This window comes from Thiovibrio sp. JS02 (assembly GCF_053485635.1).
In genome coordinates this window covers 295525-315689 of record NZ_CM130715.1, presented here as the reverse complement: position 1 = coordinate 315689, position 20165 = coordinate 295525, and the positions used below count along the sequence as shown (strand labels likewise).

At 61.3% G+C, this 20165-nt stretch carries 16 protein-coding genes; 1 reads left to right on the top strand and 15 read right to left on the bottom strand.

What is annotated here, in order from left to right:
• Positions 1–15: 15 nt before the first annotated feature.
• The 11 genes from murG to ACUUL3_RS01440 form a co-directional block, all read right to left on the bottom strand.
• A complete protein-coding gene (gene murG, locus ACUUL3_RS01490) occupies positions 16–1092 on the bottom strand; it encodes an undecaprenyldiphospho-muramoylpentapeptide beta-N-acetylglucosaminyltransferase (protein WP_448553916.1) in 1077 nt (358 codons plus the stop codon).
• Between the two features lie 19 nt (positions 1093–1111).
• Positions 1112–1282: a hypothetical protein gene (locus tag ACUUL3_RS01485; RefSeq protein ID WP_448553914.1), complete on the bottom strand. Its 171-nt coding sequence runs from the start codon at positions 1280–1282 to the stop codon at positions 1112–1114.
• A 31-nt stretch (positions 1283–1313) separates the two neighbouring features.
• Positions 1314–2735, bottom strand: coding sequence for a UDP-N-acetylmuramoyl-L-alanine--D-glutamate ligase (gene murD, locus ACUUL3_RS01480; protein ID WP_448553913.1), 1422 nt, complete (start codon positions 2733–2735; stop codon positions 1314–1316).
• Between the two features lie 21 nt (positions 2736–2756).
• Positions 2757–3836, bottom strand: a complete 1080-nt coding sequence (gene mraY / locus ACUUL3_RS01475; RefSeq protein WP_448553911.1) for a phospho-N-acetylmuramoyl-pentapeptide-transferase — start codon at positions 3834–3836, stop codon at positions 2757–2759.
• A gap of 12 nt (positions 3837–3848) precedes the next feature.
• Positions 3849–5306: a UDP-N-acetylmuramoyl-tripeptide--D-alanyl-D-alanine ligase gene (locus tag ACUUL3_RS01470; protein ID WP_448553909.1), complete on the bottom strand. Its 1458-nt coding sequence runs from the start codon at positions 5304–5306 to the stop codon at positions 3849–3851.
• Positions 5307–5394: 88 nt separating this feature from the next.
• Entirely contained in the window at positions 5395–6975 is a 1581-nt protein-coding gene (locus ACUUL3_RS01465; protein ID WP_448553907.1) for a UDP-N-acetylmuramoyl-L-alanyl-D-glutamate--2,6-diaminopimelate ligase, read from the bottom strand.
• Between the two features lie 15 nt (positions 6976–6990).
• Positions 6991–9021, bottom strand: coding sequence for a PASTA domain-containing protein (locus ACUUL3_RS01460; RefSeq protein ID WP_448553905.1), 2031 nt, complete (start codon positions 9019–9021; stop codon positions 6991–6993).
• Position 9022: 1 nt separating this feature from the next.
• Positions 9023–9367 carry a hypothetical protein gene (locus tag ACUUL3_RS01455; protein ID WP_448553904.1) on the bottom strand — a complete coding sequence of 115 codons (345 nt, stop codon included), beginning with the start codon at positions 9365–9367 and terminating at the stop codon, positions 9023–9025.
• Positions 9360–10256 carry a 16S rRNA (cytosine(1402)-N(4))-methyltransferase RsmH gene (gene rsmH / locus ACUUL3_RS01450; protein ID WP_448553902.1) on the bottom strand — a complete coding sequence of 299 codons (897 nt, stop codon included), beginning with the start codon at positions 10254–10256 and terminating at the stop codon, positions 9360–9362. The genes ACUUL3_RS01455 and rsmH overlap by 8 nt, the downstream gene beginning before the upstream one ends.
• A 6-nt stretch (positions 10257–10262) precedes the next feature.
• Positions 10263–10748, bottom strand: a complete 486-nt coding sequence (gene mraZ, locus ACUUL3_RS01445) for a division/cell wall cluster transcriptional repressor MraZ (RefSeq protein WP_448553900.1) — start codon at positions 10746–10748, stop codon at positions 10263–10265.
• Between the two features lie 52 nt (positions 10749–10800).
• A complete protein-coding gene (locus ACUUL3_RS01440) occupies positions 10801–11079 on the bottom strand; it encodes a hypothetical protein (RefSeq protein WP_448553899.1) in 279 nt (92 codons plus the stop codon).
• A 118-nt stretch (positions 11080–11197) separates the two neighbouring features.
• Here ACUUL3_RS01440 and typA point away from each other — a divergent pair, with 118 nt between their 5' ends.
• On the top strand, positions 11198–12976 hold the full coding sequence (typA, locus tag ACUUL3_RS01435; RefSeq protein ID WP_448553897.1) for a translational GTPase TypA: 1779 nt from the start codon (positions 11198–11200) through the stop codon (positions 12974–12976).
• Positions 12977–13112: 136 nt separating this feature from the next.
• Here the strand turns inward: typA and ACUUL3_RS01430 are convergent, their stop codons facing one another.
• From ACUUL3_RS01430 to selA, 4 genes are all read right to left on the bottom strand, one after another.
• Positions 13113–15647, bottom strand: coding sequence for a PAS domain S-box protein (locus ACUUL3_RS01430; protein ID WP_448553895.1), 2535 nt, complete (start codon positions 15645–15647; stop codon positions 13113–13115).
• A 191-nt stretch (positions 15648–15838) separates the two neighbouring features.
• On the bottom strand, positions 15839–16522 hold the full coding sequence (locus tag ACUUL3_RS01425) for an LOG family protein (RefSeq protein ID WP_448553893.1): 684 nt from the start codon (positions 16520–16522) through the stop codon (positions 15839–15841).
• On the bottom strand, positions 16513–18678 hold the full coding sequence (locus tag ACUUL3_RS01420) for a tetratricopeptide repeat protein (RefSeq protein ID WP_448553891.1): 2166 nt from the start codon (positions 18676–18678) through the stop codon (positions 16513–16515). The genes ACUUL3_RS01425 and ACUUL3_RS01420 overlap by 10 nt, the downstream gene beginning before the upstream one ends.
• Entirely contained in the window at positions 18675–20117 is a 1443-nt protein-coding gene (gene selA / locus ACUUL3_RS01415; protein ID WP_448553889.1) for an L-seryl-tRNA(Sec) selenium transferase, read from the bottom strand. The genes ACUUL3_RS01420 and selA overlap by 4 nt, the downstream gene beginning before the upstream one ends.
• Positions 20118–20165: the final 48 nt, after the last annotated feature.

The following is a 20165-nucleotide window of genomic DNA, read 5'->3' as shown; positions in this document are numbered from 1 at the left end:
TCCAGCGGCAGCGCCTTAGGCGGCCCTGAGAAGCCGCAAGCTCTCTTCCACTATGGCCGTGGTCGCTGCCGGCTTGGCATGGGTTTTCATCTTCTCCGCCATCGTCAGCAGACGCAGCGGGTCCGTCAGCAGGCCGCTGATCTGCCCCGCCAGCTTGCCGCCGTCCAGATCCTGCTCCTGAAACATCACGGCCGCGCCGCCCTCCACCAGAAACCTGGCATTGGTGGTCTGATGGTCATCCGCGGCAAAGGGATAGGGGATCAGAATTGCCGGCTTGCCCAGCACCGCCAGTTCCGCCAGGGTGGTGGCTCCGGCCCGCGAGAGGACCAGATCCGCCTCCGCGTATGCCGCCCCCATCTCCGAAATAAAACCCGTGACGGTTGCCTTGACGCCGGCGGCGGCATAGGCATTGCGCACCCACTCCTCATCCTGCCCGCCGGTCTGGTGCACCACCCGCAGGTCTTTGCCGGCCATCCCCCCGCAGAGGGCGGCCACCACCAGTTCATTGACCCGGTGGGCGCCCTGACTGCCTCCCAGGACCAGAAGGCATTTCCGCTGCCCGGCTGTTTTCTTTCCTGAAAAAGCAAGCAATTCCGCCCTGATCGGGTTACCGGTCAGGGCAACTTTTTCCGCCGGGAAAAACCTCTCGGAACCGGGGATGGAAATATATATTCTGTCTACGATTTTTCCAAGTATCCTGTTGGCCATGCCGGGAATAGAATTCTGTTCATGGATGCATGCCTTGACGCCCATGAGCTTGGCGGCCAGCACCACCGGCCCGGTCACGTAGCCGCCCACCCCCAGGACCAGATCCGGCTTGAAGGCTCTGACGATTTTCAGGGCCTGCCAGAGGCTCACCGGCAGCCGCCCCAGGCTTTTCAAGGCGGCCAGGGGCGATCTGCCCTTGAGCGGTTCGCAGCGGATGGACGTTTTCCGGAAGTCTCGGTTGGCAAGCGCCTTGTTGTCAACGGCGCGGTCGGTGCTGACAAAAAGCAACTCTCCGGCCGGGAACCGCTCCCGCATTGCTTCGGCCACGGCTATGCCCGGAAAAAGATGGCCGCCTGTGCCGCCGCCGGTTACGATCATCCGCATAATTCCGCCAAACCCTTTTTCAACGGACCGTGAGCAGGCCGCCGCCCTGCCCCGGGCCAACCACGAAAAAATTCTGCACCCGCTCCATGGTCTGCTGGAAACATTCCGGGCAATACCCATGGGAAGCTCGCACGTTTTTTCCGGCCGTGCTCTTGTTCCAGCCACGCTCCCCCTTTATCCGCTTACACACACAGCAAACCGTTTGCATAGCCATTCCCCCCCTATCTGCCGGTTCCGGCGAGTTTTTGGACCGCCTGGCAAAACACCTCGCCACGATGCCTGTAGCTTTTGAACATATCGAAACTGGCGCAGGCCGGGGAAAGCAGAACCACGTCTCCCTGCCGCGCCATGCTGCTTGCCAGGTGGACCGCTTCTTCCATGTCGGCCGCAAAAACGATCCTGCTCAGGCCGGCAAAGGCCTCGGCAATCTTCTCTTTTGCTTCCCCGATCAGCACCAGGGCCCGCACCTTTTCCTTCACCTGCGGGACAAGCATTTCGTAGGACCCGCCCTTGTCCCTGCCGCCGGCGATGAGCACCACCGGCGCCTGGATGCCGGCAAGCGCGGAATGGACAGCCCCCACATTGGTAGCCTTGGAATCGTCGTAATAACGGACTCCGGCCAGCTCCGCGACAAAGGCGAGGCGATGGGCCAAGGGCTGAAAACATGCCAGGGCCCCGGCGATTGCCTCGCGGCTCACCCCCATGGCCCTGGCGGCGAGAATGGCGGCCAGGGCATTTTCATCATTGGGCGCATGGGCCAGCGGGGTGCCGGCAAGGTCGTATTCCTCGCAATCGCTTTTCTCCCTGCCGTCCGGGGCGATCACCGCGATCTTGCCTTGCAGCCAGGCCCGCAGACCGTCCTTCTTATTGCGTCCGTAAACATGCAGCCTGGCGCGTACCGGCCAGGGCGCCTTTCCTTCTTTCACCTTTCCGAGCCATGCCCCGACCAGCGCATCATCGCCGTTGACCACCGCCACATCGCCTTCCTGCTGATGCCGGAACAGGGAAAGCTTTGCGGCGGCATAGTCGTCGTAGGAGGCATAGCGATCCAGGTGATCCGGGGTGATATTGAGCAGCACGCCGACCCACGGCCGGAATTCTCCAGCGCCGTCGAGTTGATAGCTGCTCACTTCAAGCACTGCCGCCTCGCAATCCTGCCCGCCGGCCAGGTAATCGGTGAGGGGCACCCCGATATTGCCTCCCACGAAGACCTTTTTCCGGTCGGCGGCAATCAGATCGCCGATCAGAGTGGTCACCGTGCTCTTGCCGTTGGTGCCGGTGATGGCGACCAGCGGGGTTCGGAGAAAGTCCTTGGCCAGCGCCAGTTCGCCGATGACCGGAATTCCCTCGCCCCGGGCCGAGGCCAGGGCCGGAATGTCCAACGGCACCCCGGGGCTCACCAGTATACAATCCGCGGAAGTAAAAAGTTCAGAGGTATGGCCGCCAGTTTCCACATAAACTCCATTCTCCTTCAGCCACCGAACCAAGTCTCCTTCAAGGTTCTCCTGACGGCCACCCTCTGAAACCGATATTTTTACGCCAAGACCGAGCAAGAACCTGACCGCGGAAACACCGGAGGCGCCAAGCCCGACCACAACCACGTGGGCTCCCTTGCGCAGCATTTCCTTCACGTTTTTGCCCATTCCCAATCCTTCCCTGCCCTGTTAGCGGAGCTTCAGGGTCGCCAGGGCGCTCAAGCCCAGCACGATGGAGATGATCCAGAACCGCACCACGACCTTTGGCTCAAGCCAGCCTTTCTTCTCAAAATGATGGTGAAAGGGCGCCATCAGGAAAATCCGCTTACCGCCGGAAATCTTGAAGTACCCGACCTGCAGTATCACCGACAGCGCTTCCATGACAAAGACCCCGCCGACAATGGCGAGGAGAAACTCCTGCTTGATGATGATGGCGATCTGGCCGAGCGCCGCGCCCAGGGCCAGGGACCCGACATCGCCCATGAAAACCTGGGCCGGATAGGCGTTGAACCAGAGAAAGCCCAGGCTCGCCCCGACCAGGGCGCCGCAGAAAACCGCGACCTCACCCGCCCCCTGCACGTAAGGAATCTGCAGATAGGCGGCAAGACCCGCATGCCCGGCCAGATAGGAAAAAAGCAGGTAGACGCTGCTGGTCACCACCGTAGGCCCGATGGCCAGGCCATCAAGACCGTCGGTGAGATTGACGGCGTTTGAGGCGCCCACCACCACGAAGACGGCGAAGACCACGTAGAACCAGCCCAGATCCGGCTGGATGTTCTTCACGAAAGGAAAGCTCAGGTGGCCGTCAAAATCGGGGTGCGCATAGAGGATCAAACCGGCAATGGCCGCGCCGAGCATCTGAAAGAGGAACTTCCCTCTGGGGCTCAGGCCCTTGCTGTTCTGTTTTTTGATCTTGCGGTAGTCGTCATAGGCGCCCACGCAGCCGAACCAGAGCATCACCCCGAGGATGATCCAGACAAAGTGGTTCGAGAGATCGACCCAGAGCAGGGTGGTCAGGGTGACCGAAAAGAGGATCAGCATCCCGCCCATGGTGGGCACCCCTTTCTTGCTCAAATGGCTGGCAGGCCCGTCATCGCGCACCACCTGCCCGATCTGATTGCGCTTGAGCCCCTTGATAAAGGCGTTGCCGCAGAGCAGCAGAAGCAGAAATGCGGTCAGGGTCGCGCCGATGGAGCGGAAGGTGATGTACCTGAAGACGTTGAAGGCGCCGAACAGGGTATGCAGCGGATAGAGAAGATGGTAGAGCATGCTGTTTTTCCCTTACTCCTGCGGCGCAAGCAATGGCTGCGTGATTGTTTCCATGCGCATCCCCCGGGATCCCTTCACCAGCACCCAGTCCCCCGGCGCCAGGAGTCCCTTGCCGATGCCGTTTTCAAGCCACGTACAAATCGCCTCTTTGTTTGGAAAGAGCAGGGCCCGGTTCTTGGGCATGCCTGCCTTGCGGGCCGCGGTCACCAAGATTTCGGCAAAAGAGCCGACCGCCAGCAGGTAGTCGAACTTGAGCCTGGCGGCGGCTTCGCCGATGGATGCATGGGCGTCTTCGCTGTGATCGCCCAGTTCGAGCATATCGCCCAGAATCACCACTTTTTTGTGGTGATGATCCATGTGCCGCATGGTTTCAAGAGCGGCCAGCATGGAGGAGGGGTTGGCGTTGTAGGCATCGTTCACCAGCTTGATGCCGCCCCTGAGCTGCTGCACCTGCAACCGTTTGTCCGCCGGGCGGAAGCTTTCCAGACCCGCGGCAATGTCCTCAAAGGCAATGCCGGCGGCATGGGCCATTGCCGCGGCCGCCAGGGCATTCTGCACGTTATGGGCGCCCAGCCCCCTGATCTTGACCCGTCCGGCAAGTTTGCCGATCCGCAGGGTGAAGGACATTCCCCGTTCGCCCAGACTGCGGATTCGCAGACCGCGCACCAAGGCCTTCGCGTTGCGGCCGAAGGTGATCTTTTCCTGGGCGCAGCGCCTGGCCAGGGCCCGCACCCTCTTGTCGTCGATATTGACCACCAGCTTGCCCCAGGCCTTCAGACCCGCGAAGAGCTCGCCTTTGGCGCGGGCCACGCCGCTGATGTCGCTCAAGCCCGCGAGATGCGCATCCTGGATATTGGTGATGCAGGCGATATCCGGGTCGGCAATCTCCGTGAGCCTGGCGATTTCGCCAAGGTGGTTCATGCCCATTTCCAGCACGGCGAAATCGTGATGGTATTCAACGGGCAGCAGGGAAAGGGGCAGACCGATCAGATTGTTGAAGTTGCCCTGGGTTTTGAGCACGTTATGCTCCCTGCTCAATATGGCTGCGGTCATCTCCTTGACCGTGGTCTTGCCGCAGCTTCCGGTTATGGCGACCACCTGGAGATCCTGCATCCGGGCGCGACGGTAGGCGGCAAGATCGCCGAGGGCGACGAGGGTGTCTTCCACCTGCACCACCGGCACCGGCAGCTTCTTCTCCGGAAGCCGGGACACGACCAGCCCTGCCGCCCCTTTCCTGAGGGCCTCGTCGAGAAAATCATGACCGTCGAATTTTTCCCCGCAGAGGGCAAGGAAAAGATCCCCGGCCTCAACGCTTCTTGTGTCCGTGCTTATCCTACGGAAGCCTGCCTCGGTCCGCCCCGAGACAAAACGGCCGCCGGTGGCCAGCAGAACCTGGGAGAGGGTCCAGACCGGGTCCTGCAGGGTGGCAAAGCCATGGCCGAAATTTGTGGTTGCGATTGCCTGTTTCATCCTGAACCTTTCACTCCCTCGCCCCTTTGCCAATTCCATCACCACCTCCCTCCGCGCCAGCCATTACTCGCCTGATCTTTTTTGCGTATCACCAGTTGACGACCGCAGACTGGATTGCGGCCTCGACTCTGTCATCAAAAAAGATCTTCCCCTTCCGCGTGATCTGGTACGTCTCGTGTCCCTTGCCGCAGACCGCCACCACATCGCCTGGACGGGCATGGGACAGGGTTGTCCGGATTGCCTCCCGACGGGAGACGATGACGTCATACCCCTTCAACCCCTTCTCCCCGAGGAGGGCTTCCGCCCGCATTCGGGGCAGCCCTGTTTCCGCGAGCCCTCTTTCGATCTCGGCTAGGATGAGGGCAGGCTCCTCGCTCCTGGGATTGTCAGAGGTCAAAACCACGATGTCGGCATACCGGGCCGCAACGCTGCCCATCAAAGGCCGTTTGCCGCGATCGCGGTCCCCACCGCAACCGAAAACGACAATCAACCTCCCCGCACTCACTTCGCGCAGGGTCTGCAAGACATTTTCCAGGGCATCCGGGGTATGGGCATAATCGACAAAGACAGCGACCCCGCCCGGGCCCGGCGCCCTTTCCAGCCGACCGGGCGCGGCGGGCGCCGCTTCAAGCCCGGCCGCAATCTTCTCGACGGCAATACCCAGGGCCATGCCGACACCAAAGGCACCCAGCAGATTCTTGAGATTGAAGCGCCCCACCATGACGGAGCGAAGGGCGACCTCCCCGGCCGGGACTTGCAACCGCGCCGTCGTACCAGCCAGATCCTGTTGCGCCGCGAGTACGCGAACCCGCCCCTGGCCAAGGCCGCAGTCGATTATCCGCAGCCCCCGGCTGGCCGCTTTTTTCGTTTCCGCGCTCTCCCGCACCTCGGCGAGCAATCGCCGCCCCCAGTCATCCGCCGCCGGTTCGCTCCCGCAAAGAATCACGGCCGCGCCTTCCGGTTTCAGATGGCTGAGGAAGAGAGATTTCTTGCTGGCGTAGTACTGTTCCATGCTGCCGTGAAAGTCGAGATGGTCACGGGTCAGGTTGGTGAAAAGCGCCACATCAAAAAAGATGCTCGCCAGCCGTTTCTGCTCCAGGGCGTGGGAGGAAACCTCCATGACCACGTGACTCACTCCCGCCGTCACCATATCAGCCAGGATCCGCTGCAGAACCACAGGGTCCGGGGTGGTGAATGGCGCAGGCAGAACCACCTGGTTATAACGGTAGTTCACCGTGCCGATCACGCCGGGGTTCCCGCCTGCCTGGCGCAGCACCGACTCCAGCAGATAGGTGGTGGTGGTTTTGCCGTTGGTGCCGGTGATGCCGATCATAACCAGCCGTGCCGCCGGCCACCCGTAAAAGGCGGCGGCGATCCGCCCCAGGGCCGTCCTGGTGTCGACAACCTCGAGGCAGAGAATTTTCTGATTCCGGAAGCGCTTGCCCCGGCCTTTCTCGACGAGCACGGCAACGCACCCCTGCTCGACGGCGGCGTCGAGATAGTCATGGCCGTCCACGGTGAGACCGGGCACCGCCACAAACAACCCTCCGGCCACGACCTGCCGCGAATCGCTGGCAATGCCGGTTATCTGCCTGTCTTCAAGCGCATCCGCGTTCAAGACCGCCACGCCCTCCAGCAATTCCCGCAATGATGCCACACGCTTTGCCATTGTCGTTTCCATGGCTCACTGCACCATCTTCAATTCCAGCAGACACTGGTCCACGCCCTTCAGGGGTGAACCTGCCAAGGGATACTGGCTGGCCACCTGTCCGGAACCCGCGATCTGCACCTTCAACCCGTGGGGCTGCAGCAGCTGCATGGCCTTGCGCAGACTGAGCCCGCGCACATCCGGCATCTCCTGCCGCTGTTGTCCTTCCTGGAGAACCGGCCGTGCGGCGGCTTCCTTGGCAAGCTTCTCCCACTTGCGGTAATAGCCCACTTCCCGCACCTTCAGTTCTTTCAGAGATGGCATGCTCGGCCGCTTCGCCATGGCGGCAATCGCCAGTGGGATCATCTCCTGGGCCATCTTTCTGGCCTGGGAATTTGCAGAGATATCCAGACTGGCCTTCTCAAGAACGATGAGCGCGGCCATTTCGGGATTACGGACCGGCGCCGCGGCCAGCAACAGGGTATTCATGACCACGTTCGGTTCTACGCCCTCCCCGGCCTCCCCCGCATCCGATTTTTCCGGGGCTGCGAGCGTTTTTTTCTCAATCAGGCTCTCGATGGCAAAGGCATCATCCCCCTGCCGGGCTTCCTTCTCCATCCAGGCCAGCATCTCCTGGCTCACTTCCGGCCGCACCGTAAAATCGCCTGTCCCTTCCCGGGGGGGGACGGGAAAGACCTGGGCATCATGCCAGATTGCACTCAGGACATGGGGTTTGATCGTCTTGCCGCCATTCACCAGCCTGCAAAACGCCGAAAGCAACGCCATGGGCGTTGCCGTTGCACCGACTTCCTTTTCCGTTTGTATTGGCGTGGCGCTCCTGCCGGGATCAGGAGGCTCGCCCATCTCCATCTCGCTCACCTTCCCCGCTGCCGCGGCAGAACTTTCCGCCTGGACGCCGATTTTTCCCGGCGGGGCGACCTCGCCTTCCTTCAAGGCAAAAATAGCCTCGGGCAGATCCACCTCGCCCTTGCTGGCCAAACCGATATTTTCAGCAAACTTCAAATACTCCGCGCCATCTCCGGCAAAGCGATGCAGGGCCGCGCCTTCCGGAGAGAGATAGATTCCCTCCTGCACCCTGCGCCATGGGGCGGCGGCCATGGCCCCTTCCTCTTCCCCCGGCTCCGTCCCCGTCGGCACCGCGCCCGCCTTTTTGTCCAAGGCAGCGGCCAGATGAAAAAGTCGGCCCATGCCGCCCAACTCCACCACATCCTCGACAACCCGGTTTTTCCGCTCCTCGGTGGAATACTCCCAGTAACGGTTCGGATCAAAGGCCGGCAGGCTCACCGAGGCAACGATCTCCCCGGTTGCTGGTACCATGAGCACCGCCATGGCGGAAAGCGCCTGGGTGCTGCCCATGAGACTTTTGAGTTTTTGCTCCAGGGTTTCCTGCACATGCAGGTCCAGGGTCAGGACCAGACTCGCCCCGTCACTCCCTTCCACAACCCGCTGGCTGACCCCGACCGCCGCAAGCCTCGGGTCATAGACCCCGCCGCCGCGCAGAAGGCTGTCGTAATAAAACTCCACCCCGCCCAGCCCCTGCGCATCCTTCAGGAAACCGACCACATGGGCGCCAAGCTGATTCTCGGGGTAGTAGCGGTGCACCTGATCGATGCGATAAACTCCCTTGAGGTTCATATCCGCGATCTTTTCCGCCTTTTTCTGGTCCACATCACGCCCCAACCAGGCAAAGCTCCTTTCCCCCTTCAGGGCCGTGACCACATCCTTGGCGTCGAGATCGAGCACCTGCGCCACCTGTCTGGCGACCTCTTCGGGCTTTTCCAGCTCCAAAGGCCTTACATAAATTGAGCTACGGCGAAAACTCACGGCAAGTTCCGTAAAGTTCCGATCATAGATATTCCTGCGGCCGCCGCTGATGACCTCGCTGAGCTGCTCCGGCTGTTCTGCCGCCTGCTCCTGCCCGCTTTCGCCATCCAACAGCGTGACCCGGATCAACCAGAAGGCAGCCAGGGCCAACAGCAGACAGACTCCGACAAACACCGGGCGCTTTCCTTTTTTCTCAATGGCCCGTCTTTTGCCAACCGCCATTCTACGGCCGCCTTATCTGCTTTTCCGAGGGTGGATACAAGCCGATGACCTTGGCCGCCATCTCGATCTTTTCCTGCCGCAACAGGGCTTCCCGCTCATCCGAGAGGAGACGGTTGGTGGTCAGCAGAACCTGGCGCTCCTGCTTGCTCTTGTCCAGTTTGCCAAGCCCGGCCTGCAACGCCATTCCGAACCAGATGCTGCTTGCCACGCCAACCAGCATGGCGACCACGGCCACAACGCCGACCAGTTTCAGGATTCCGCCCTGCTCGGGCCCCCGCGGGTTCCGACCAGAAACACGCTGCCGGGAACCGACCACGGCCGAATATTTTTTTGAATAATCACGCATCACACCCCCTCCCCCGAGCCGCAACCCGTAACTTGGCGCTTCTTGCCCGGGGATTGACCCGGCACTCCTCTTCAGAAGGCGAAACCGGCCTGGCGGTCACCACCTCCAATAACGGATTCTCACGGAAAGCCTGCTTGGTCAGCCGATCCTCCAGGGAATGAAAGGAAATCACGCAGAAACGGCCTCCCGGCTTCAGGAGGGTGGCGCCATCGGCCAGAATCCGGACCAGATTGTCCAGTTCGCGGTTTACGGCAATGCGCAGCGCCTGGAACACCTTGGTGGCGACATGAATCTTCTTGGGATGATATTTCCTGGGAATGGCCTGCTCGACCATGGCCACCAACTGATCGGTGCGGCCAATCTCCTGCCCTTGCCGGGCCCGCACAATACGGCTGGCTATCCTGCGCGCCTGCCGCTCCTCGCCATAGTAGAAAAAAATATCCGCCAGCTCTTCCTCGCTGGCGGTATTGACAAGTTCGGCGGCCGTAACGGCCACCCTGGCATCCATGCGCATATCAAGAGGCTCGCTGCCCTTGAAGCTGAAGCCGCGACCGCTTGCGTCGAGCTGCAGGGAGGAAAGTCCGAGATCGAGCAGCAGGCCATCAATTTCCTCAATGCCAAGCCCCATCAGGGTCTCCTTTACAGCGGTGAAATTCTCGTGAACAAAGGAAACACGCTCGCCGAAACACGCCAACCTCTCCCGGGCCATGCCCAGCGCAGACGCATCCCAGTCAAAACCAATCAACCGGCCCGTGGGGCCGGACAGCTCCAGAATCCTCTCGGCATGGCCACCTAACCCCAGGTTGCCGTCAACATAGATACCCCCATCCACCGGCGCCAGAAACCTGACGACTTCCTCCAACATGACCGGGCGATGGAGAGGCTGCATATCCGATCAGTGAAGCCCCATCTCCAGAAGAACCTGTTCGTAGTTGAGAGCGCTTGCCTCATTGACGCGATGCTCGGCCACCCAGACCTCTTTGTCCCATATCTCGAAGAAGGTAATGATGCCGTTGACCACCACCTCCTTCCTGAGTCCGCGCTCTTCCCGCAAGGGGGCGGGGAGAAGGATTCTGCCCTGTCTGTCCAGTACGCATTCCTCGGCGCCGCCGATCATGTAGCGCATCAGGGTGATGGCCTCCGGCCTCTTCTGGGCCTGGGCGAGCAGGGTCATCTCCAGCTCCTCCCACTGGGGCAGCGAATAGGCGCGCAGGCATTTGTGCCCTGGCGCGACCGGGGTGACCATGAGCCGTTCCTCGCCTTGCTTGCGCAGGGTTTCACGGAATCTGGTGGCGATATTCAGCCTGCCCTTCTCGTCCAGGGCATGCTCGGAACGCCCCCGGAAATGGCAGACTGGATTCTTGACACTCCCCTCGATCACGCTCTACTCCTCCCTGTTCCACCTTACCCACTTTGACCCACTTTAAGTTCCGTTATAGTGAATCAGCGCCAAAAGTGTCAAGAAAAAAAGGAGTTACCACACCATGGCCCCACCAGCAGCCGACATTAAAATTTACCACATATTGTGTATAAAAAAACAGACACCACAACAAAAGGGGCCAAGAGCCATCACGCGGCAAACCTGGAAATGAAAAATAATTTTCAGTGGTGAAATGTGGGGCAAAGAATGCGCCCCCCCAAAAACAGCCAGACCAGTCCCCAAAAAATCCATCTGCCGACACCAGCCGCAACCGTTCGGATTTACTTAACATTGACCATTCCCCTTGAATCGGTCAGGCTTTTCCCTTGCCTTTCCCCGCGCTTTCATTTAATGTGACTCTTTTTTTCCCCACCCGGGGACAAAACCTTTGCAGGGAAAGTCAGAACGTTATGGAACAAAGCAAAATCAGAAACGTCGCCATCATCGCCCATGTCGACCACGGCAAGACCACCCTGGTCGACCAGCTCTTCCAGCAGAGCGGCATGTTCCGGGAAAATCAGGAAGTGGCGGAACGACTCATGGATTCCATGGATCTCGAACGGGAGCGCGGCATCACCATCACCGCCAAGAACGGCTCATACCGATACAAGGACTACTGGATCAACATCATCGACACCCCGGGACATGCCGACTTTGGCGGCCAGGTGGAGCGGGTTCTCCGGATGGCGGACGGCTGCCTCCTCCTGGTGGACGCCCAGGAAGGCCCCATGCCCCAGACCTATTTTGTTTTAAAAAAGGCCCTGGCCGCGGGACTTCGCATCATCGTGGTGATCAACAAGATCGACAAGCCCGCGGCCCGCTGCGAATGGGTGGTGGATCAGGTCTTCGATCTCTTCGTCAAGCTTGAGGCCCCGGACCACCTTCTGGATTTCCCGGTGGTCTACGCCTCGGCCAAGCAGGGCTATGCCAAACATCAGCTCACCGACGCCTCCACCACCATGGAGCCGATCTCCGAACTGATCGCCGAACATGTGCCGCCGCCCTCCGGCGACGCCAACGCGACCCTGCAGATGCAGGTCAGCTCCCTGGATCATTCCCCCTACCTGGGCCGCCTGGGCATCGGCAAGGTGGTGAACGGCACCCTGAACATCAACAAACCCATTGCTGTGGTCCGGCGGGACGGCAGCGTCTCCCCGGCGCGGATCACCAAGATCTTCCGCTTCGAATCCGACAAAAAGGTGGCCACCGATACGGCCGGGGTCGGCGAACTGGTGGCGGTTGCGGGCATGGAAGACGTCACCGTCGGAGTGACCTTCACCGACATGGACAACCCCATGCCGCTGCCCCTGATCGATATCGACCCGCCCACCATCTCGATGAACTTCATTCCCAACGACTCCCCCTTTGCCGGGTTGGAAGGGAAATTCGTCACCTCCCGCCATCTCGAAGAGCGCCTGCGCCGGGAGACCCTTGCCGACGTGGCCCTCAAGGTCGAGCCCATGCGGGAAGGCGTCGGCTATGTCGTTTCCGGACGCGGCGAACTGCATCTTTCCATCCTCATCGAAAAGATGCGCCGCGAGGGCTTTGAGCTCCAGGTTACCCGTCCCCAGGTCATCATGCGGGTGGAAAACGGCGTCACCCTGGAACCATACGAGGAACTGACCATCGACGTGGACGAGCAGTATGCCGGCGCGGTCATCGAGCGGCTCGGCGCCCTGCGCGGTCTGATGCAGGAGATGAGCCAGCACAGCGGCATGACCCGCCTCATCTACAAGATTCCCACCAGGGGCCTGCTCGGTTACCGCTCGGAGTTCATGACCGCCACCAAGGGCCTGGGCATGATGAACTATGTTTTCGCCGAATACGGCCCCTATGCCGGAGACATCGTCAACCGGGTCAACGGGGTGCTCACCTCGATGGAAACCTGTACCACCGTGGCCTATGCGCTTTTCAACCTGCAGGATCGCGGCCGCCTCTTCCTCGGCCCGGGCGTCAAGGTCTATGGCGGCCAGATCATCGGGGAAAACGCCCGCAACCAGGACATGGTCGTCAATCCGGCCAAGGGCAAGAAGCTCACCAACATGCGGGCCTCCGGCTCCGACGAGAACGTGGTCCTCACCCCGCCGGTACAGATGAGCCTCGAAGACTGCATTGCCTATATTAATGATGACGAGCTGGTGGAGGTCACACCCAAGTCCATCCGTCTGCGGAAACGGAAGCTGAACTGAACCCGGCCCCGGGGTTTTTCGTAACGACAAAAGCCCTGCCGGGATTTCCCGACGGGGCTTTCCTTTTCCCCTACCCCAAAAACCGCCCGCGAGACACTTCTCCCCCAAATCCGGAAAGCAGGGGACGCCGACGGAGTCACTCCTTCTCGGCAAGCGCCTCCCGCACCTTCAGCGCCAGCTCCCGGACGGAAAAGGGCTTCGCCACAAAACAGAGGCCCTCCGCCAGGACACCGTGGGAGGCGATGACATCGGCGGTGTAGCCGGACATGTAAAGCGCGCGCAGATTTTTTCGCCTGGCGCTGAGCAGTTCCACCAAATCCCGGCCGTTCATCTCTGGCATCACCACGTCCGTCAACAGCAGATGGATATCCCCGGCGTATTCATCCGCCAGACGGATCGCCTCCCCGGGGGAAGTGGCGACCAGGACCGTATAGCCGAGCCCTTCCAAAATCGACTTGCCGAGCTTGAGAATCGCCTCTTCGTCCTCAACCAGCAACACCGTTTCCACCCCGCCGGGCGGCTCCTCCATCCTGTCTTCCTCCCGGCGGCGGGCAACGGGCCGCGAATGAAAACGCGGCAGATAGATGGCAACAGCAGTCCCCTGCCCGGGCTTGCTGTCGATCCGGATGCAGCCGTTGTTCTGCTTGACGGCGCCGTAGATGGTGGCCAAGCCCAGGCCCGTGCCTTTTCCCAGTTCCTTGGTGGTGAAAAACGGCTCAAAGATATAGGGCAGAATATCCTGATCCATGCCACAGCCGTCATCGCTCACCGCCAGCAGCACATACTCCCCGGGCGCAAATCCTTCGTTGTCGCGGCAATACCTCTCGTCGATCACCACGTTCTCCGTGGCGATGGTAATCCTGCCGTTTGCGGCAATGGCGTCTCTGGCGTTCACCGCGAGGTTCGCCAGGATCTGATCGATCTGCGAGGGATCGACCCGTACCGGCCAGAGCTCATGGCCCGGCATCCAGACCAGTTCGATGTTCTCGCCGATAAGCCGCTGCAGCATCTTCAGCATGCCGGAGACGGTGTCGTTCAAATCAAGCACCCTGGGCGTCACCGTCTGTTTCCGGGCAAAAGCCAGCAGTTGCCGGGTAAGATCGGCGGAACGCTTGGCCGCCTTGCGAATCTCCACGAGATTCTCATGCAGCGGACTTCCCGAATCGACCGCAACCAGGGAAAGATCGGTGTACCCCAGAATCGTCTGCAGCATGTTGTTGAAATCATGGGCCACGCCGCCGGCAAGCCTGCCCACCGACTCCATCTTCTGGGCCTGGAGCAGCTGGGACTGCAACTTTTTGTTTTCCTCTTCCGCTTCCCGGCGTTTGCTGATATCCAGGACAACCCCGTCACGCCAGAGCAGGGTTCCCTTCTCATCGTACATGCCACGCCCTTTCTCATGTGCCCAGATGACCTTGCCGTCGGCCCGGAGCAGTCGATATTCCACCGCAAAGGCGCGCCGGGCGGCCAGCCCCTCCCGCACGGCGCGCTCCACGCTGAGGCGGTCTTCGGGAAAAATGATGCTCGCGTATGAGCGGACGGCGTTGGCGATGAAATCCGCGGCCGGGTAGCCAGCCATACGCTCGATTTCATCGCTGCAGAAAAGCATGGTCCAATGCTCGTCGTTCAGGCAACGATACGCCAGGCCAGGGATATTGTTGACCAGAGTCCGATAACGCTCCTCGCTTTCCCGAAGAGCCTCTTCCGCGAGCTTGCGTTCGGTGATATCGGCCAGCAGGGCGAGAACATAGTCCACCCTTCCGTCGGGCAGGCGAACACAGCCCACGGACAGATCCGCCCAGAGGATGGTGCCATCCTTGCGGAGATACCGTTTCTCCAGGGAATATTCATCGATCAGGCCGGACAACAGCCGGTCGAATTGCCGCAAATCCGCCTGCAGGTCGTCGGGATGGGTGAGCTGCGGCCAGGCCATCCCAACCAGTTCTTCACGGGAATAGCCCAACATCCGGCAGAGCTGGTCGTTCACCTGCAACCATCCCTTATCCGGCAAGGTGATGGCCATCCCCACGATCTGGCGCTCAAAGAACAGCCGCATCCGCTCTTCGCCGGCCCGCAACCTGGCCGCGACCTGCTCGCGCCGCAGCCGGTTCACCATCAGCGCCCCCAGCAGGGCGGTGGCCAGAGGATAGATCAGCAGCACAGGCAGAGAGATGCGGGCAAGGACCTCCAGGGCCGTTTGCCAAGGAAGAGTGAACATCAGCGCCAGCATGAGCAGATGGACGAGGATGCCGAACAGGTAAAGCTCCTGCCAGGAAATGTCCGCCAGATCCCGCGGACGAAAATGCCGCCAGACAATGCCCAGCGCCCCCGTGGCCAGGATCACCCCCACCCCGGTCCAAACCGCGGCGCCGCCCAGATAAAAACGGAAGGCGGCAGTGAGGAACATGGCGATCCCGGTGGGAATCATACCGAAAAACAGACCGGCAACACTGAGAAGCACCGAACGGGTGTCAAAGACGATCCCCGGCACGTAGCGCCAGGAGGAGAGCATGATGATGATGCCGAGAAGACCGAGGGCCAGACCCACCGAAATCTGAACGCAGAGGCTGATTCCGAACCGACGGCGACTGGTCAGGAGGTCATAGACATACGCCATTGCCAGCAGCAGGGCGGCATTCTGGATAAGCGCGGGAAAAATGGTGTCCGTCATGGATGCCCCTGTCGGTTGCCTTGCCGAACAATCAGAAGTCGCGCGTTTCCCCTATGCAACAAAACACGCCGGAAGAACGCGAAAACAGAACCCACAGGGCAATACTATCACAATAAAGCGGCAAAACGCAAAATCATCCCCGATCGCGGTATCAACCTGAAGGAACTCAACCGGGGACAAAACACCTCACCCTACAGGACCACGGTCCGCTTGATATATTTCACCACCTCGGCGGGATCGTCCATGACCTGAAAGAAGAGCAGGTCATCCTCGGCGATGTAGTTTTCGGCGAGAAGCCGCTCCTTGATCCAGTCCACCAGTCCGTTCCAGAATTCCGAACCGACCAGGATCACCGGAAAGCGCTTCACCCGCCGGGTCTGGATCAGGGTCAGAGACTCGAACAGCTCGTCCATGGTGCCGAAGCCGCCGGGCATGCCGATGAAGGCCATGGAGTACTTGATGAACATCACCTTGCGGACGAAGAAATACTTGAAGCTCAAGGGCACGTTGGTAAAGGGGTTGGGCTCCTGCTCAAAGGGCAGGTTGATGTTGAGCCCGATGGAAAGCCCTTCGGCGATGGCGGCGCCCTTGTTGGCGGCGGCCATGATCCCGGGCCCGCCGCCGGTGATGATGCCGTAGCCGGCCGTGGCCAGATCCAGGGCGATCTTTTCGGCCAGCTTGTAATAGCGGTCATCCGGGCTGGTCCGGGCGGAACCGAAGATGGAAACCGCGGGCCGGCCGATACTGGCCAGGGTGTCGAAGCCGTCGACGAACTCGCTCATGATCCGAAAGAGCCGCCAGGAGTCACCAACCTTGAAATTATCCAAGGAATACTGCTGCCGTTCGTCAACCACTCCCGCCTTTGTCACACGCATAGCTCTCTCTCCTTCTTTTTTCCGGGGAATCCGTCTCGGGCCGCCAGGGCGGCCAAACCGGCCCGTGCCTCGGCGTGCCCGGGACTGTGGCGCAATATCTTTTCATAGAGTTTTTTGGCCTTGCCCGGCCTGGCCAGATGCAGCCAGGTCCGGGCCAGAAGCAGGGCCGCCTCGACCTGCCCGGGCTCAAGACGCAGACACGCGCTCAAGGCTTCGGCCGCATCCCCATAGGCTTTCAGATGGTGCTGGAGCCAGCCGAGCCGGAACCAGTGCGAGGCCTTGCCACCGTCAAGCTCCACCGCCTGCCTGCACAGGGAAAGGGCGATCTCATCCCCCTGCCGGCCCAGGGCGTAGAGGCGGCCAAGCCTGCTCAGGGAACCGGCGTCGCGGGGGTTTCCTCCCACGGCCCGCTGATAGGCGGCGATGGCCTTGCGATTTTCCCCCAGAGCCTCGTAAGCACGCCCCAGCCAGCGGGCAATGACCATCACCTCGCTGGTCTGCCGACCGCCCTTCGTCGCCAAACGCTCGCAGCGCTCAAGCAGTTCCCGGGCCCGGGCAAACTCCCCCTGCCGGCAAAAGAGAACGCCCAGATGCTGAAGAAGACCCGGATGCCTGCCATCCACCGCCAGGGCCCGTTCCCACAGCCCCCGCGCCCCGGCGCTGTTTTTCGCGTCCAGCAAAACAAAGCCCAGATTGAAAAGGGCCATGAAATTTCCTGCATCCACCGCCAGGGCCCGCTGAAAAAAAGATTGCGCGGCCCTGGGCCGATTGAGCTGGACACTGGCCACCCCCATGCTGTTCAGAAGATTGACGTTGTCCGGGGCGAGTTGCAGCCCCTTGCGGTACTCGGCAATGGCCCTGACCAGATCCCCCTCGTTGTAATAGACGTCGCCGCTGATATTAAGGCTCACCGCATCAAAGACCGCCAGGGAATCAGGGCCGAAGAAGCCGGCATGCAGCACCGCCTTCCGGCAGTTGCCAGGCAGGTCCGACTTCTTGAAATCATGAAAGGGGAAAGTGGCCACCCCCATGGAAAAAGAGCTGCCCCCGATGGCATCCATCTTTTCCCGAAAACCCGCCAGCCATTTCTCCGCCGCGGACCGATCCGCCCCGTCCAGCAGCAGAAAGGCCTCCCGCTGATTGACGAGCACCAGATTCTCTTCCTGCCCCACCACGGCGCGGAGCCGCTTGGTGAAATGATTGCTGGCCGGCTCCTGATCCATGCTGATCAGGACCAGGGCAAAACAGGACTTGCCCCGATAGAGGGCTCGCAGCTTGCGCAGCGCCGATTCCGGGATTTTCCGCAAGGGGTGCGACTCGATGTCCTGGCTGGTGACATGGCCGCAGAGACTGAAAGGCCCCCGTTGCCGGGCGGTTCCCAGAACCTGCCAGGCCTGATCCAGCAGCTGTTCCGGGGTGCCGCTCTCCTCGGGATCGGGCGGCACCACGGTGGTAATGCCGAGATGCGCGCTGACGAAATTCTCCCTTTTCAGCCGGAGCAGCAGCCCCTCGCCCAACTGGCGGGCCTCCTCCATGCCGATCCCGAACCAGAGGAGCCCGAAGATCCCGGCGCCGAGATGATGCAGGTGCATCTCCTCGCCAAGCAGGGAAGCCAGACAGCTGCCGGCCCGGACAATATAACGCAGGCTGCGGGCGGCATCGCGGCTGCGCGGAAAAACCTCGAGCAGGGCAAGGGTGGCGGGCACCGCTTCATTCTGGGCAAGCAGGGCCTCAAGTTCGCCGCGGAGATGAAACCCGTTCAGCAGGCCGGTCCCCGGATCCTGGCAGCTCTGTTTGAGGATAAAAAACTCCCGGGAGATGATGTGACTCTGTTCATCGTACCAGACCGGAGGCATGGCGTAGAGCTGCGCATCACCACCCCGCAGCACGATGAGGCCGCAGAGGGCTTCCCCTGCCCAAACCGGCAGGAACAACTCCCGCCCGGCCGCATCCACCACCGGCAGACGGTTTGCGCGAATGCGGGAAACCGGCTCGGCCAGCTCGGCCGCCACCGTCTCCTCCTCCCCGCCCAGGGGCACAAGCCGGACACTCTCGCCAGGGAAAAAATCAAAAACTGTCTTGGTAAAAAGGGTGGAAAAACGGTGCAGATCAGAGGGGAGCAGAGGGCCGGCGGCAAGAACCAGGGGGATGGTCATTGGTGTGTTTCCTCAAAAGCATCGCGCAAACAGTTGGCAAGCTGCCCCACCTCCCGGTCGGAAACGGTGCGCATGTCGAGCAGCAGGCAATCATTTTCAATACGGCCGATCACCGGCAGGGGCAGCTCGCGCAGCCGCCGCTCCAGTTCATTGACGCTCAGGCCGACGGGCGAGAGCGCCACGGCCCGGCTGGGCAGAGGCTGTTCCGGCAGGGCGCCGCCGCCCACCCGCGAGTCGATCCCCTTCAGCTCCAGCCGGCAGCGGGCGCCAAGCTCCTTGGCGAGAATACGGCGCAGGCGCCTGGCACGGCGCTCGATGACGGGCACGGGCAGGGTAAGCATGGCCAGGGTGGGGATCTGCGCCAGGGCCTTTTCCTGGTCAAAATAGAGCCGGAGAACAACTTCAAGCCCGGCCAGGGTGAACTTGTCGATGCGCAGGGCCCGGTTCATGGGATTTTTCTTGATGGCTTCGATATACTTCCGCTTGCCGAGGATCAGTCCGGCCTGTGGACCGCCCAGCAGCTTGTCGCCGCTGAAGGTGACCACGTCAACCCCCGCCTTGACCACTTCGCCGACCGTGGGCTCACGCTCCAGGCCGAAGCGGGAAAGATCCACCAGGCAGCCGCTGCCCAGGTCCTCCATGACCGGCAGATCGTGCCTGGCTCCCAGGGCGACCAGCTCCGAGAGGGGAACCTCGGAGGTAAACCCGATCATCCGGTAGTTGCTGGTGTGCACCTTGAGCAGCAGGGCGGTCTCCGGGCTGATTGCGTTTTCATAGTCGCGGAGATGGGTACGGTTGGTGGCGCCCACCTCGATCAGGGTTGCGCCGCTCTTCGCCATGACCTCCGGAATGCGGAAGGAACCGCCGATTTCCACCAGCTGCCCGCGGGAGACGATGACTTCCCGGCCCTTGGCCAGGGTTTCAAGGACCAGCATCACCGCGGCGGCATTGTTGTTCACCACCAGGGCGGCTTCGGCCCCGGTCAGCTCGCAGAGGAGCTTTTCCACCAGAGTGTAACGGCTGCCCCGCTTGCCGGTGTGCAGATCAAACTCCAGGTTGGAATAGCGGCTGCCCACGGCGAGCAGGGTTGCCATGGCCGCCTCGGGCAGGAGAGAGCGGCCCAGGTTGGTGTGGACCACCACGCCGGTGGCATTGATCACCGTGCGGAAATTCGGAGCGAGCTTTCTGGCCAGACGCCGGCGAAAGCGGGGCAGGAGGGAGGCGCGCTCAAGGTCTTCGGCCGGCACCGCCACGCCCTGCAGAATATCCTGCCGCAGCGATTCGAGCAGTTCGCGCACGCTGCTTTTCACCAGGCGACTCGGCGCCTCGCTCGGCTCGTCAGCGAGCCAGCCTAGGAATTCATCAACCTTGGGAATAGCCTTGAGGAGGCTCTGGGCGGAAGCGGCCGGCGGCGCGGCGGATTTCGACTTTGCGGTCATTCTCTCCCCAACTTGGACGGCAAACGCAAAAGAAAAAAGGATGGCATC

Coding starts and splice junctions, on each gene's coding strand:
- murD (WP_448553913.1), bottom strand. CDS start 2,735: ATGGGCAAAAACGTGAAGGAAATGCTGCGCAAGGGAGCCCACGTGGTT.
- mraY (WP_448553911.1), bottom strand. CDS start 3,836: ATGCTCTACCATCTTCTCTATCCGCTGCATACCCTGTTCGGCGCCTTC.
- ACUUL3_RS01420 (WP_448553891.1), bottom strand. CDS start 18,678: ATGACCATCCCCCTGGTTCTTGCCGCCGGCCCTCTGCTCCCCTCTGAT.
- ACUUL3_RS01425 (WP_448553893.1), bottom strand. CDS start 16,522: ATGCGTGTGACAAAGGCGGGAGTGGTTGACGAACGGCAGCAGTATTCC.
- ACUUL3_RS01470 (WP_448553909.1), bottom strand. CDS start 5,306: ATGAAACAGGCAATCGCAACCACAAATTTCGGCCATGGCTTTGCCACC.
- ACUUL3_RS01465 (WP_448553907.1), bottom strand. CDS start 6,975: ATGGCAAAGCGTGTGGCATCATTGCGGGAATTGCTGGAGGGCGTGGCG.
- ACUUL3_RS01440 (WP_448553899.1), bottom strand. CDS start 11,079: ATGTTAAGTAAATCCGAACGGTTGCGGCTGGTGTCGGCAGATGGATTT.
- selA (WP_448553889.1), bottom strand. CDS start 20,117: ATGACCGCAAAGTCGAAATCCGCCGCGCCGCCGGCCGCTTCCGCCCAG.
- ACUUL3_RS01460 (WP_448553905.1), bottom strand. CDS start 9,021: ATGGCGGTTGGCAAAAGACGGGCCATTGAGAAAAAAGGAAAGCGCCCG.
- murG (WP_448553916.1), bottom strand. CDS start 1,092: ATGCGGATGATCGTAACCGGCGGCGGCACAGGCGGCCATCTTTTTCCG.
- typA (WP_448553897.1), top strand. CDS start 11,198: ATGGAACAAAGCAAAATCAGAAACGTCGCCATCATCGCCCATGTCGAC.
- ACUUL3_RS01455 (WP_448553904.1), bottom strand. CDS start 9,367: ATGCGTGATTATTCAAAAAAATATTCGGCCGTGGTCGGTTCCCGGCAG.
- rsmH (WP_448553902.1), bottom strand. CDS start 10,256: ATGCAGCCTCTCCATCGCCCGGTCATGTTGGAGGAAGTCGTCAGGTTT.
- ACUUL3_RS01430 (WP_448553895.1), bottom strand. CDS start 15,647: ATGACGGACACCATTTTTCCCGCGCTTATCCAGAATGCCGCCCTGCTG.